Here is a 13,267-nt window from a genome sequence, read left to right as displayed (position 1 = left end):
TGTTTTCAGAATGGTAGATTTGAAATTGGGGGGAGAGCCATGGGCGGAGCTGAAGAAAAGAGAAAGCGGCTGGAACTGCTGATGAAGCAGGTTGTGATGCCAGCGGGAGTGGTTGAACCTTATTTTTTGGACGGTTGGATTGATCAGGTGGAGATTAGCCGTACCAATAAGGATTGGAATATCACCATTGCCAAGGAGACACTCGTCCCCGCTCAGGTGTATCGTACGTTCTGTATTCAAGTACAGGAAAAAATGAGTCACATCGCAAAAATTACGTTCCGTTTTCAGTATAGTGAGCAGGTTCAACCTGGTGATATCATCGGTGAATACTGGAAGCTTTTTCTAGAGTGGGTGCATCGTGAAATTCCATCTGTTAACGGTTGGATGAACCGGGCTGTGCATGAGTGGGAAGACGGACTATTATTACTGACGATGAGCGATAGTATGTCATTGGAACTGGCGCGTAAAAAGCAGATAGATCAAGCTATCATCAAATTTTACGATAAATATTTTGGGCTCTCTATGCGCATTAAAGTCCAGGTGGGTGAAAGTAACCAGGAGGCATTACAGCAATTCCAAGAGAAAAAGATGCAGGAAGAACGCGAAGTTATTCAGCAGATGATGGAAAGTATGGAATCTGAAATGCCGCCTTTGGATGAAGAAGAAGGAGACGTACGGCTTCAATTTGGTTATGACATCAAAGAACCGGCTGTTCCGATGCAAGATATTCAGGACGAAGAGAAGAAAGTCACCTTACAAGGAACAATCTTCGGTTTGGACAGTAAAGAATTGCGCAATGGCAGTACGTTGTTTACGTATTATTTGACAGACTTTAGTGATTCGCTGCAAATGAAAATGTTTGCTAAAACCAAAGAAGATCTGAAGATCCTCAGTCTGTTGGCTAACGGGAAATGGGTCAAAGTGCGGGGTCGAGTTGAATATGATCGCTTTATGCAAATTCCCGAGCTGGTTATGATTCCTTCCGATCTAGTTGAAGTACAGGCTCCACCCACACGTAAGGATAATGCAGAGGAAAAACGGGTTGAGTTCCATCTGCACACAAAGATGAGCGCAATGGATGCTGTAAGTTCCATCGACCAATATGTCAAAACAGCTGCTAAATGGGGGCACAAGGCAATTGCAGTTACCGATCACGGTGGTGTGCAATGCTATCCCGATGCAGCAAAAGCAGCAAAGAAAAACGGAATTAAAATGATCTACGGTATTGAGGCTAATGTGGTTAATGATGCGGTTGAGGTTGTAATGCAGTCCCAGCCATTAAATTTGAAAACAGCGACTTATGTCGTTTTTGATATTGAAACCACCGGTTTGTCGGTTACACAGAATAAAATTATTGAGATTGCGGCTGTTAAAATGCATGAAGGCAAAGAAGTTGATCGTTATGCTACCTTTGTCAATCCGCATGAGCGTATACCATACAATATCCAGCAACTGACCAACATTAACGATGAAATGGTCAAGGATGCGCCGGATGTAGAACCTGTTATGAAGGAGTTTGTAGCTTTTGCTGGCGATGCTGTATTGGTTGCCCATAATGCGCGATTTGATGTCGGCTTTATCCAGGCCACCCTTCGAAATATGGGTTTGCCTGAAATGACCAATCCGGTACTGGATACATTGGAACTGGCCCGTTTACTGTTTCCAACAATGAAAAATCACCGTCTGAATACACTGACGGCCAAATATAAAGTTGCACTCGAAAGCCATCACCGAGCCATTGACGATACGGTCGCATTGACTGAAGTGCTATATGGCTTGCTGAATGATGCGGAACAAATTAAGGGTATAAAAATGCTTGACCGTCTGAATGATTATGTAGGTAAGGATTTATCGACCGTTCGTCCTTTTCACTGCTGTATTTATGCTCTCAATCCGATTGGTAAAAAAAATCTGTACAAGCTGGTTTCGATGTCTCATACCGAATATTTCAAGCGTGTGCCTTGTATTCCTAAATCAAAATTGTCAGAAATGAGAGACGGGTTGCTTATTATTTCTGGCTGCGAAAAAGGAGAGTTCTTCGAGGCTGTGTTGAACAAGTCCGAGGAAGAAGCCGAGGAAATTGCACAGTTTTATGATGTGTTGGAGATTCAACCTTTGACGATGTATATGCATCTGGTGGAAAAGCAACTGGTAAGTGGTCCTGATGCTCTGAAAACGGCCATACGCAAAGTATGCGAAATTGGACGGCGACTGGATAAGCCCGTAATTGCCACAGGCAATGTTCACTATTTGGAAACGCGCGATAAGCTGTACCGTGATATTACGATACACGGCATTACGGGATTTAGTCCGCTAAAAGATATCCGTAAGCCAGATGCCCATCTGCGCACAACGGATGAAATGCTGGCAGAATTCGAGTTTTTGGGTGAGGAAAAAGCCTATGAAGTCGTTGTGACGAATACCAGCGAGCTGGCGGAGCGGTTTGAAGAGCTGGAGCTGTTCCCAGACAAGCTGTTTACGCCACTGCTGGATGGGGCGGACGAGGAAATACGCAATACATGCTATGAGACGGCTCAATCCATTTATGGTGAGCCACTACCCGAGGTGGTCGTAGCCCGTCTTGAAAAAGAGCTGGAGCCGATTATTAAATACGGTTTCTCTGCCAACTATCTCATTTCCGAGCGTCTGGTTAAAAAGTCTAATCAGGATGGATACCTGGTAGGTTCACGGGGTTCTGTTGGATCTTCTGTGGTCGCTACTTTCCTCGGTATTTCTGAGGTTAATCCACTGCCTGCCCATTATATTTGCGTTAATCCTGAATGCAGACATAGTGAATGGATCTTGGACGGCAGTGTGCCGAGTGGATTCGACTTGCCAGACAAAAACTGTCCAAATTGCGGTGGGAAGCTCAAGGGTGAGGGACAGGATATTCCATTTGAAACGTTTCTCGGCTTTAAAGGAGATAAAGTTCCCGATATTGACTTGAACTTCTCTGGCGAATATCAGCCTGTCGCACATAACTACACGAAAGTGCTGTTTGGTGAAAAAAGTGTATTCCGTGCAGGCACTATCGGTACGGTTGCCGAGAAAACAGCCTTTGGCTTTGCGAAGAAATATGAAGAGGCTCATCATAAAAAATGGCGTGGGGCTGAGCTGAACAGGCTGGCTTCGGGCTGTACGGGGGTAAAACGCAGTACCGGGCAACATCCAGGCGGAATTGTCGTTGTTCCCGATTATATTGAGGTCGAGGATATTACGCCGGTACAGTACCCGGCCGATGATACGAGCTCGGAATGGAAAACAACGCATTTTGATTATCACGCTTTTGATGCGAATCTACTCAAACTCGATATTCTGGGTCATGATGATCCGACCATGATGAGAATGCTTCAGGATTTGACCGGTGTCGATCCTACGACCATTCCAATGAATGATCCTAAGGTGATGAGCATGTTCAACTCCACGGAGGCGCTCGGTGTAACACCCCAGCAAATCCGAACGCCTGTTGCAACCTATGGTGTACCGGAGATGGGGACGAAGTTCGTACGCCAAATGCTAGTAGAGTCGCAGCCAAGTTCTTTTGCAGATTTACTGCAAATATCCGGACTGTCACATGGCACAGGCGTATGGCTAGGGAATGCACAGGAACTGATTAAGAATAATACCTGCAACATCAAGACCGTAATTGGTTGCCGTGATGATATCATGCTGTTTCTCATTTACAAGGCGGGGATGGACGCAGGACTGGCCTTTAAAATTACGGAGAGCGTACGTAAAGGTAAAGGGCTTAGTGCCGAATGGATTGAGGAAATGAAAAAATGCAAGGTGCCACAGTGGTACATTGATTCCTGTCTGAAAATCCAGTACATGTTTCCGAAGGCGCATGCTGCAGCCTATGTTATTTCAGCAGTGCGCACAGCGTTCTTTAAGCTGTATTATCCGATTGAATATTATGCGACTTACTTTTCAGTACGTGCAGCCGATTTTGATATTGAGCTGTGTTGCCAGGGATATGATGCAATCGCGCGGAAGATTGTCGAAATCGAGCAGCTCGGGTTTCAGGCACCGCCCAAAGAAAAAGGGATGCTTCCGATCCTGGAAATGGCTCTGGAAATGACGGCTCGCGGGTTTAGTTTTAAATCCATCGATTTGTACCGTTCCGAAGCTACACGCTTCAAGGTGGACGGAGATTCACTCATTCCGCCGTTCGGAGCCCTTCAGGGAATTGGAGACAATGCAGCACGTAACATCGCAGCCTCCCGTGAACAGGGTGAATTTTTGTCTGTCGAGGATTTTCAACAAAAATCGAAGGCTAGTAAAACCATTGTCGAAATGTTGTCCCAGATGGGGTGCTTTCGAGGTCTGCCAGAGAGTAATCAGCTGTCTCTGTTTTAATCTGAACCACAGTAGTCAAGCTCTGGCACTTGTCACATAACTATGGTTATGTTATAATTTTTTTGGTAATCATGGAGATAAAACCGTTGCTAAAAGAGTGGGGAAACCCACTCTTTACTGTTTGATATACAGTTACAACGTGAAAAGGTTATTTTTGGGCACGAAACCGGTAAGCCGGTTTATTTGCAGTGAGCCCGAAATGAACATTACATCAAATGAAAATGAAAATGCCGGTGATGGAGAAGCATTGTCCATGGCAATCGGGCGTCTTTTTTTCACCACAGGAAAGTTCACTTTTGGAGGTTATAATCTTTGAGCACACCAAAGATCAAATCAGTAGTAGAAGAAATGGCCCAACCTTACCTCGATGAGCATGGTTTTGAACTGGTCGATGTCGAGTATGTCAAAGAGGGCAGCAATTGGTTTCTTCGCGTTTTTGTAGACAAAGACGGAGGAATTGATCTGGACGACTGTAGTATGATCAGTGAATATCTGGGTCAAAAGTTGGATGAAAATGACCCTGTTTCTACAGCATATTTTCTGGAAGTGTCTTCACCAGGCGCCGAGAGACCGTTGAAAAAAGCGGAGGACGTTGCTAAAGCGGTAGGCAAAAACGTATTCGTTACTACATACGAGCCGATCAACGGCCTGAAGGAATTCGAAGGTCGTTTGCTTTCTTTTGAAGATGGGGAACTCACCGTTCAAAGCGGACAAAAGAAGCATGCTATACCTTATGACAAGGTAGCTGGTGCAAGGCTCGCGATCATATTTTAATTCAGATTTGACTGTTGCCGTTTGACATGTACTACATGTTTTTTTGCCTCGTGTGCCGACCAGTACGCAGGTGCCATCATTTGAAAGGGGGAGCAGTAATCCATGAGTATGGATTTTATTGAAGCAATGAACGAGTTGGAAAGAGAAAAGGGGATCAGCAAGGATGTGCTGTTTGAGGCCATTGAAGCAGCCTTGATTTCCAGTTACAAACGGAATTTCAACACAGCACAAAACGTGCGTGTTGATATGAACCGCAACTCGGGAGTCATTAAGGTATATGCCCGCAAGCTGATCGTTGAGGAGGTATTGGATCCTCGCACCGAGATTTCGTTGCCTGCGGCCCGTGAGATTAACCCGCATTTTCAGTTGGAAGATATCGCTGAAATTGAAGTCACACCACGTGATTTTGGACGGATTGCTGCACAAACAGCGAAGCAGGTCGTAACCCAGCGCATCCGCGAAGCGGAACGGGGACTGATCTACAACAAGTTTGTGGACAAGGAAGAAGATATTGTAACAGGAACTGTACAGCGCCAAGACCCACGTAATATTTATATCGATCTTGGCAAGGTGGAAGCGGTTCTCCCGTTGGGCGAACTGATGCCTAATGAGAAATTCAGTCATCTGGATCGGATTAAGGCTTATATTACCAAGGTAGAGAACACAACCAAAGGACCGCAAATTATGCTGTCCCGATCACATCCGGGTCTGCTTAAGCGTTTGTTCGAACTCGAAGTGCCTGAAATTTTTGACGGTGTTGTAGAGATTCGTTCCGTAGCGCGTGAAGCAGGCTTCCGTTCTAAAATCGCGGTTCATTCCCGTAACGACGAGGTTGATCCGGTCGGCTCTTGTGTGGGGCCGAGAGGAACAAGGGTACAGACCATTGTAAACGAGCTGCGTGGCGAAAAAATCGATATTGTACGCTATTCCGATAATGTTGATGAGTACGTGGCTAATGCGCTGAGTCCTTCCAAGGTGCTTGAAGTTCAGGTATTTGAAGAAGAGAAAATGGCGCGTGTTATTGTGCCTGATTATCAGCTTTCTCTAGCTATTGGTATCAAAGGGCAAAATGCTCGTCTTGCTGCTAAGCTTACTGGCTGGAAAATTGATATTAAGAGTGAAACACAGGCGGAGGAAGAACTCGGCAGACCGAGAACATCCACCGATGAAATGCATCAGGATTCCGTTTCTGTAGATTAAGCGGGGTGTAGGGGGGTTAATGCATGAAACAGAGAAAGATACCTTTGCGCAAATGTGTGGCCTGTCATGAAATGATGCCAAAGAAGCAGTTGATCCGTGTCGTCAAAACCCCTGAAGACGAAGTGTTGATTGACTTGACTGGCAAAAAGTCGGGACGCGGCGCTTACTTGTGCGGCAAAGCCGCCTGCTTCAAGCTGGCTCAAAAGAGCAAGGCACTGGATCGAGCATTGAAGCACTCGGTCCATCCTGATATTTATGAGCAGCTAAGTCGTGATTTTGCTGCCGTCGAGGAAGAATTCCTGGCGGCACAAGGCAGCGTGCAGGATGAATAAGGCGCTGTCTGGATTGGGTCTTGCCATGAGAGCTGGCAAGCTGCTAACAGGTGATGAGATCGTTTATAAAGCGATCAGGTCTTCAGAAGCCAAGCTGGTCATTCTTGCGAAAGATGCTTCAATGAATACTCAAAAGAAATTCCGCGACAAATGCGGGACGTACAAAATCCCCTTATTGATAGGATTTGACCGGGAAAGCTTGGGAAGCAGTATCGGCAAACCTGAACGGGTTGTGCTGGCTGTGACGGATCAAGGATTCGCGAAATTGATCAAGAAACATGCGGGGATAATGTCGGAGGTGGAGTATATTGAGTAAACAAGAAAGCAAAGACAAAGTGCGGGTATACGAATACGCCAAATCGTTGAACATGAGCAGCAAAGAAATTATCACCATTCTTAAACGGCTGGATATTCCCGTGAACAACCATATGAGCGTCATGGAACACGATGCCGTAGGTAAAGTGGAAAATTTTTTTAAGAATATTAAATCCAATGCTGCGGCCAAGCAAGGCGGAGCAGGCACGGCGCAAGTAAGCTCGAATCAGGCCGGTTCAAGCCAGAATAGTAATCATTCAACTGAGCAAACCAAAAATCAACAGGAAAAGCAGGTAAGTATGAATAGGACAAACAACAACCAAAACAGTAACCGAAGCAGCGCTCCAAAAGCGCAAAGTAGTCAGCAGGGCGGTCAAAACCGCAGTCAACAAAGTACTAGTAGACCAAGTGGTCAACAAAGCACCCAGAACCGCAGTAATGGTCAACAACAGGGAGGACAGCAGCGTCCCGGCGGCAACACAGGTTCGCGTCCTCAAGGTAACCAAAGCACTAACTCACGTCCTCAGGGAAGTAGTCAGGGCGGTACGGCAGTAAGAACGTCCTCTTCCACAGGAAGCAACAATGCGAACCGTAGTGGCGGCAACCGTACAGGTAGTAACTCCAACAACAGTGGTAACCGTTCCGGTCAAGGACGTTTTGACGATAACCGTCAAGGCGGCGGACGCGGTGGTAACGGTGGTCGTGGAGGCAATAATCGCGGTGGAAGCAATCGTGGTGGGAAATTCAACAATCGTGGTAAAGGTCAACAACAGGAGCGTCGCGAGAAAATCGACAACACGCCTAAGAAAATTATTGTGCGTGGTGAGATGACCGTAGGCGAAACAGCCAAGCTTCTTCACAAGGATGCGTCAGAAGTCATCAAAAAGCTGATTATGCTCGGAACAATGGCGACCATTAACCAGGAACTGGATATGGATACCATTCTCTTGCTTGCCGGAGACTTTGGCGTCGAGGTAGAAGTGAAAATTCCGGTCGAAGAAGATCGTTTTGAAACTGTGGAAGAAAATGATGATCCTGCGGATCTGAAAACACGTCCACCTGTTGTAACGATTATGGGTCACGTCGATCATGGTAAAACGACTTTGCTGGATGCCATTCGCTCCACTAATGTAACTGGTGGCGAAGCTGGCGGTATTACACAGCATATTGGTGCATACCAAGTTGAAATCAACAGCAAAAAAATCACTTTCTTGGATACGCCGGGTCACGAAGCCTTTACCGCTATGCGTGCACGTGGTGCTCAAGTGACAGATATGACGATTATCGTGGTTGCAGCTGACGACGGTGTTATGCCACAGACGGTCGAAGCTATTAACCATGCGAAAGCGGCAGGTCTGCCAATTATCGTAGCTGTGAACAAGATCGACAAACCGGATGCCAACCCGGATAAAGTGAAGCAAGAACTCACTGAATATGAATTGGTACCTGAAGAGTGGGGCGGCGATACGATTTTCGTCAACGTTTCCGCGAAACAAAGAATGGGTCTGGAAGACCTTCTCGAAATGATTCTGCTCGTAGCTGAAGTGAATGAGTACAAAGCGAACCCAGACAAACGGGCACGTGGTACCATCATCGAGGCCGAGCTGGATAAAGGTCGTGGTTCTGTAGCCCGTATCCTCGTTCAGAACGGTACACTGAAAGTCGGCGATGCTTTCGTAGCGGGTAACTGCTTCGGACGTGTTCGTGCCATGGTCAACGATAAAGGTCGTCGTCTTAAGGAAGCAGGTCCTTCCACTCCAGTTGAAATTACTGGTTTGACAGAAGTTCCACTTGCTGGCGATCCGTTCATGGTGTTCGAGGATGAGCGCAAAGCCCGTGCTATTGCTGACAGACGTGCGATTACCCAACGTCAATCTGACCTGGGCAGTAATACCCGCGTAACGCTGGATGACCTGTTCCAACACATCAAGGATGGTGAGATGAAGGATCTGAACGTCATAATTAAAGGTGACGTGCAAGGTTCCGTCGAAGCGCTGAAAGGTTCCTTGAACAAGATTGAAGTCGAAGGTGTGCGCGTTAAAATTCTTCACAGTGGTGCAGGAGCAATCACCGAATCCGATATTATTTTGGCCGCAGCTTCCAATGCCATTGTCATTGGTTTTAATGTTCGTCCGGATAACCAGGCGAAATCTACAGCGGAAGCTGAAAAAGTGGACATTCGTCTACACCGCGTCATTTACAATGTCATTGAAGAAATAGAGCAAGCCATGAAGGGCATGCTGGATCCTGAGTATAAAGAAAATGTGATCGGGCACGCTGAAGTCCGTAACGTATTCAAAGTTACAAAAGTCGGTACGATCGCTGGTTGTATGGTGACGTCCGGTAAAATTACCCGTTCAGCAGAAGCACGCCTGATTCGTGACGGCATCGTCATTTTTGAAGGTAAAATCGACTCACTGAAACGCTTTAAGGACGACGCAAAAGAAGTTGCCCAAGGTTACGAATGCGGTATTACCCTTGATGGCTATAATGATGTTAAGGAACTCGACATTATTGAAGCGTTCGTCATGGAAACAGTGGAGCGCTAACGGCAGAGAGGTGAGCATCCATGGCTAAAATACGTACAGGTCGGGTTGGCGAGCAGATCAAGAAGGAGCTAAGCCAACTCATACAAACCGAATTAAAAGACCCCCGCATCGGTTTTATCACGGTAACGGGTGTCGATCTCACAAACGATTTGTCCCAAGCGAAAATATACTTGAGCGTACTTGGGGATGAAGAACAAAAAAATTCTTCCCTGAAAGCATTAGACAAAGCGAACGGTTATCTTCGTTCTGAACTTGGCAAACGGATACGGCTGCGCCATATTCCTGAGTTGATTTTCAAAATTGACGAATCTATTGCTTACGGCAGTCGAATTGAAAAGCTGCTGAGTGATATCGACAAGGATGAAAAATAAAACTTTTAGTTTGTCTGAAGGAACCATGAACTGAATGTAAAGGAGAAGGCAATGCATACCTATGAACAGGCGCTTCAACAAGCGAAGGAATTTATTCTGGAGCATGATGATTACCTGATCGTATCGCATGTACAGCCGGACGGAGACGCAGTCAGCTCCACCGTAACGGTGGGCTGGCTTCTCTCATGTCTGGGGAAAAAATTTACCATGCTGAATGAGGGACCTATTCCGAAGCGTATGGATTTTTTATGGCATGCCGATGAGATTATGGATATGAGCCAGCAACCGCCAGAACGTAAATACAACCGGATCATTTGTGTAGATTGTGCGGATTACCGTCGTGTTGGTTTGACAGAGCAGTTTTTTACGGAAGATGCCATTATCCTGAATATTGATCATCATCCTACGAATGATGCTTATGGTACGGTTAATGTGATTAAGTCGGATGCTGCGGCAACAGCGGAAATTCTTTTTGATCTACTGGAAGAATTTGCAGTAACCTGGGACGTTGAAGTAGCAACGGCTGTATATACAGGGTTGCTGACGGATACAGGAGGCTTCCGCTACTCCAACACTTCACCGAAAGTGATGTCTACGGTATCACAGTTACTTGCTTACGGTGTAGATGGTCCATCTTTGTCCGAGAAATTGCTTGAGGAAATGACCTTTCCCCAAATGAAGGTGCTGACAAAAGCATTGCAAACGCTCACGATGTCGGAGGATGGTAAAGTCGCTTGGGTCGTTGTAACACCTGACGATATGACGGAATGTGGCTCTGTAAATGAGGACTTGGAAGGCATTGTGAATTATCCAAGAAATATTCGTGGGGTTGAAGTAGGCATTTTCTTTAAAGTTATTAATGATCAAGCGGTCAAGGCCAGCTTGAGATCGGCAGGGAATGTTGATGTAGCTGCGTTGGCTCAATCATTTGGGGGCGGTGGACATGTGCGTGCGGCTGGCTGCCGGCTAGAGGGTAAGCTGGAAGATATCATTGAGACAGTTGTAGGGCGGGTGAAGTCTGAGCTATGAACCCGATGAAGAAGGAACAGGCAACTTGGGAAGGCGTTCTACCTGTCTATAAACCTGCTGGATTTACCTCTCATGATGTGGTGGCCAAGGCTCGCCGTTTATTGGGTATGAAGCGAATCGGACACACCGGAACGCTTGATCCGCAGGTAACCGGTGTGCTGCCCTTGTGTCTGGGACGTGCTACCCGAGTGGTGGAATACATGCAGGAGCGGCCCAAGGAATACCGGGCTACATTGCGATTAGGTATTGCCACTGATACCGAAGACCTGACTGGGACAATCACGGAAGAGAGTGAACGTCCAGTAGAGGTGACGGAAGTGGAAGCCAAAGCGGTTCTGGAGCGTTTTGTCGGTACAATTTCCCAGGTGCCACCAATGTACTCTGCGCTCAAAGTAGATGGAAAACGTCTATACGAGCTGGCCCGAGAAGGCAAAACCGTGGAACGTAAAAGCCGTGAAGTAAACATTTATGAGCTGGAAATGACAGGATTCACGGAGACGGGATCGTATGTGGATATATCCTTCCGTGCCTTATGTTCCAAAGGCACGTATATCCGTACACTATGTGTTGATATTGGCCGTGAATTGGGATATCCTTCAACGATGGTTAAGCTGGAGCGAACTATGTCTGCGGGAATTCCTGCGGAACGTTGCCTGACGTTCGAAGAGATAGAACGCTTCGTAGCGGATGGCAGTCTTGGAGAGCGACTTATTGCAACCGATCAGGCGATTGACTATATGCCTGAGCATATAGTGGCTGAAGCCAAGGTAGCTGCGGCTCTGCAAGGCCAACGCCTGTCGCTGAGTATGATTTCACCACCTGTGACGGACAGCCAGCCCTTCCGATTGTATAAAGAGGATAAAACGTTTTTAGGGATATATGGGCGGGATGAATCAGGTGCGATCGCCCCAATTAAAGTTTTTTTACCTTGAATTGTGCTATAATTTTGACGAAGTTAGTCAAATGATGTGAAATGCAGGTGAATTAATAATGATTACCGTATCGTTATCTTATCCATTGAGTGATGAGCTTTTGCAGCAGTGGGGACGTCCACAGGTCACGGCGATCGGTCAGTTCGATGGTCTTCATCTGGGACACGCAAGCGTGATATGCAAGGCCGTTGCGCTGGCTCGTGAACAGAAAGTGCCGGTATCTGTCATGACATTTCACCCTCACCCGAAGGAAGTCATGAAAAAAGGCGATTATGAAGGCTATTTAACACCGCTTGCGGACAAGCAGACTATTCTGGCCGATATGGGTGTGGATGTACTTTATATTTTGAGTTTTAATGAAGAATTTTCCAAGGTTAGCCCTGAGGCGTTCATGACTGACGTGCTGCTTCCATTGCAAATTCGAACGGCGGTAGTAGGCTTTGATTTTCGGTTTGGCCACCGGGGAGCCGGGCATGAGGATACACTTCGGAAACTGGGAGGAGAGCTGATGTCTGTCCACACTGTACCACCGTTCGAACTGGATGGGGACAAGGTGAGTAGCTCCGGCATTCGCCGTGCTCTACAGACCGGGGATCTAGCGCATGCCTCTCGTTGGTTGGGACGTCCTTATCGTATCCAAGGTACTGTAATGGATGGAGAGAAGCGCGGGCGCACTATCGGTTTTCCGACCGCTAATCTCAAACTGGATGATACTTACGTGATTCCGGTCAAGGGTGTATACGCTGTACGGGCTTTCGTAGGCCATCGTTGGATAAACGGTGTAATGAATGTAGGGGTTAAACCTACTTTTCATGAAGGTGTGCTGAATCCGTCGTTTGAAGTACATTTATTTGATTTTAATCAGCAAATTTATGGGGAGTCTGTGCTCGTTGAGCTTCACCATTACATCCGCCCTGAACGCAAATTCTCTTCGGTGGATGAGCTGATCAGTCAAATTGGTAATGACGCACAAACGGCTAAAAAGCTGTTAGGCTAATTATTTACATAAGACAGGCGCTGTGTTATACTGACTTATGTTGTGTAAACAACGATGAACCTTAGCTTGGTTGTCCGCTTTCACCGGCGGCTACGAGGCTAATGGCGATTATAATGAAGGAGGTGAACAGGATGGCATTGACTCAAGAGCGTAAACAGCAATTGATCGAGGAGTACAAAACTCATGAATCCGATACAGGATCACCTGAGGTACAAATCGCTATCCTTACTGAAAACATCGTCAACTTGCAAAGTCACTTTCGTTCGCACAAGAAAGACCATCACTCCCGCCGCGGGTTGTTGAAAATGGTCGGTCAGCGTCGTAAACTTTTGGCTTACCTGAAGAAGACTGATGTTAAACGTTACAGTGCGTTGATCGAGCGTCTCGGACTGCGTCGTTAATTTTCAGACAT

Annotated in this window: 11 protein-coding genes; all 11 read left to right on the top strand. The window is 46.6% G+C overall.

What is annotated here, in order from left to right; translation table 11 throughout:
* Window positions 1-39: 39 nt before the first annotated feature.
* Window positions 40-4,356 (top strand): PolC-type DNA polymerase III, encoded by a 4,317-nt coding sequence (locus AC6EJC_RS17920; RefSeq protein WP_444955132.1) that lies wholly within the window; start codon window positions 40-42, stop codon window positions 4,354-4,356.
* 312 nt (window positions 4,357-4,668) lie between these two features.
* Window positions 4,669-5,130 (top strand): ribosome maturation factor RimP, encoded by a 462-nt coding sequence (rimP, locus tag AC6EJC_RS17915; RefSeq protein ID WP_444955131.1) that lies wholly within the window; start codon window positions 4,669-4,671, stop codon window positions 5,128-5,130.
* A gap of 102 nt (window positions 5,131-5,232) precedes the next feature.
* Window positions 5,233-6,330 carry a transcription termination factor NusA gene (gene nusA / locus AC6EJC_RS17910; protein ID WP_444955130.1) on the top strand — a complete coding sequence of 366 codons (1,098 nt, stop codon included), beginning with the start codon at window positions 5,233-5,235 and terminating at the stop codon, window positions 6,328-6,330.
* Window positions 6,331-6,353: 23 nt separating this feature from the next.
* Window positions 6,354-6,662, top strand: coding sequence for an RNase P modulator RnpM (rnpM, locus tag AC6EJC_RS17905; RefSeq protein ID WP_007430067.1), 309 nt, complete (start codon window positions 6,354-6,356; stop codon window positions 6,660-6,662).
* Complete coding sequence (locus AC6EJC_RS17900) at window positions 6,655-6,978, top strand: L7Ae/L30e/S12e/Gadd45 family ribosomal protein (protein WP_013309928.1); 324 nt, start codon at window positions 6,655-6,657, stop codon at window positions 6,976-6,978. The genes rnpM and AC6EJC_RS17900 overlap by 8 nt, the downstream gene beginning before the upstream one ends.
* A complete protein-coding gene (gene infB, locus AC6EJC_RS17895) occupies window positions 6,971-9,526 on the top strand; it encodes a translation initiation factor IF-2 (RefSeq protein WP_444955129.1) in 2,556 nt (851 codons plus the stop codon). Before AC6EJC_RS17900 ends, infB begins: the two co-directional genes overlap by 8 nt.
* Window positions 9,527-9,546: 20 nt before the next feature.
* Entirely contained in the window at window positions 9,547-9,897 is a 351-nt protein-coding gene (gene rbfA, locus AC6EJC_RS17890; RefSeq protein ID WP_010346342.1) for a 30S ribosome-binding factor RbfA, read from the top strand.
* Window positions 9,898-9,948: 51 nt separating this feature from the next.
* Complete coding sequence (locus tag AC6EJC_RS17885; RefSeq protein ID WP_103047857.1) at window positions 9,949-10,926, top strand: DHH family phosphoesterase; 978 nt, start codon at window positions 9,949-9,951, stop codon at window positions 10,924-10,926.
* Entirely contained in the window at window positions 10,923-11,858 is a 936-nt protein-coding gene (truB, locus tag AC6EJC_RS17880) for a tRNA pseudouridine(55) synthase TruB (RefSeq protein ID WP_444955128.1), read from the top strand. The genes AC6EJC_RS17885 and truB overlap by 4 nt, the downstream gene beginning before the upstream one ends.
* Before the next feature lie 58 nt (window positions 11,859-11,916).
* Window positions 11,917-12,855, top strand: a complete 939-nt coding sequence (locus AC6EJC_RS17875; protein WP_444955127.1) for a bifunctional riboflavin kinase/FAD synthetase — start codon at window positions 11,917-11,919, stop codon at window positions 12,853-12,855.
* Window positions 12,856-12,986: 131 nt separating this feature from the next.
* A complete protein-coding gene (gene rpsO, locus AC6EJC_RS17870; protein ID WP_007430074.1) occupies window positions 12,987-13,256 on the top strand; it encodes a 30S ribosomal protein S15 in 270 nt (89 codons plus the stop codon).
* The last annotated feature ends 11 nt before the right edge of the window (window positions 13,257-13,267 follow it).

Source organism: Paenibacillus sp. TY11, assembly GCF_059772165.1.
The sequence above is the reverse complement of the archived record's forward strand: the minus strand, read 5'-3'. Positions and strand labels throughout refer to the sequence as shown.

Bases quoted from the DNA above. Each gene is read 5' to 3' on its own strand.
- AC6EJC_RS17920 (WP_444955132.1), top strand. From the start codon at position 40: ATGGGCGGAGCTGAAGAAAAGAGAAAGCGGCTGGAACTGCTGATGAAG.
- rpsO (WP_007430074.1), top strand. From the start codon at position 12,987: ATGGCATTGACTCAAGAGCGTAAACAGCAATTGATCGAGGAGTACAAA.
- AC6EJC_RS17900 (WP_013309928.1), top strand. From the start codon at position 6,655: ATGAATAAGGCGCTGTCTGGATTGGGTCTTGCCATGAGAGCTGGCAAG.
- AC6EJC_RS17885 (WP_103047857.1), top strand. From the start codon at position 9,949: ATGCATACCTATGAACAGGCGCTTCAACAAGCGAAGGAATTTATTCTG.
- rbfA (WP_010346342.1), top strand. From the start codon at position 9,547: ATGGCTAAAATACGTACAGGTCGGGTTGGCGAGCAGATCAAGAAGGAG.
- rnpM (WP_007430067.1), top strand. From the start codon at position 6,354: ATGAAACAGAGAAAGATACCTTTGCGCAAATGTGTGGCCTGTCATGAA.
- truB (WP_444955128.1), top strand. From the start codon at position 10,923: ATGAACCCGATGAAGAAGGAACAGGCAACTTGGGAAGGCGTTCTACCT.
- nusA (WP_444955130.1), top strand. From the start codon at position 5,233: ATGAGTATGGATTTTATTGAAGCAATGAACGAGTTGGAAAGAGAAAAG.
- AC6EJC_RS17875 (WP_444955127.1), top strand. From the start codon at position 11,917: ATGATTACCGTATCGTTATCTTATCCATTGAGTGATGAGCTTTTGCAG.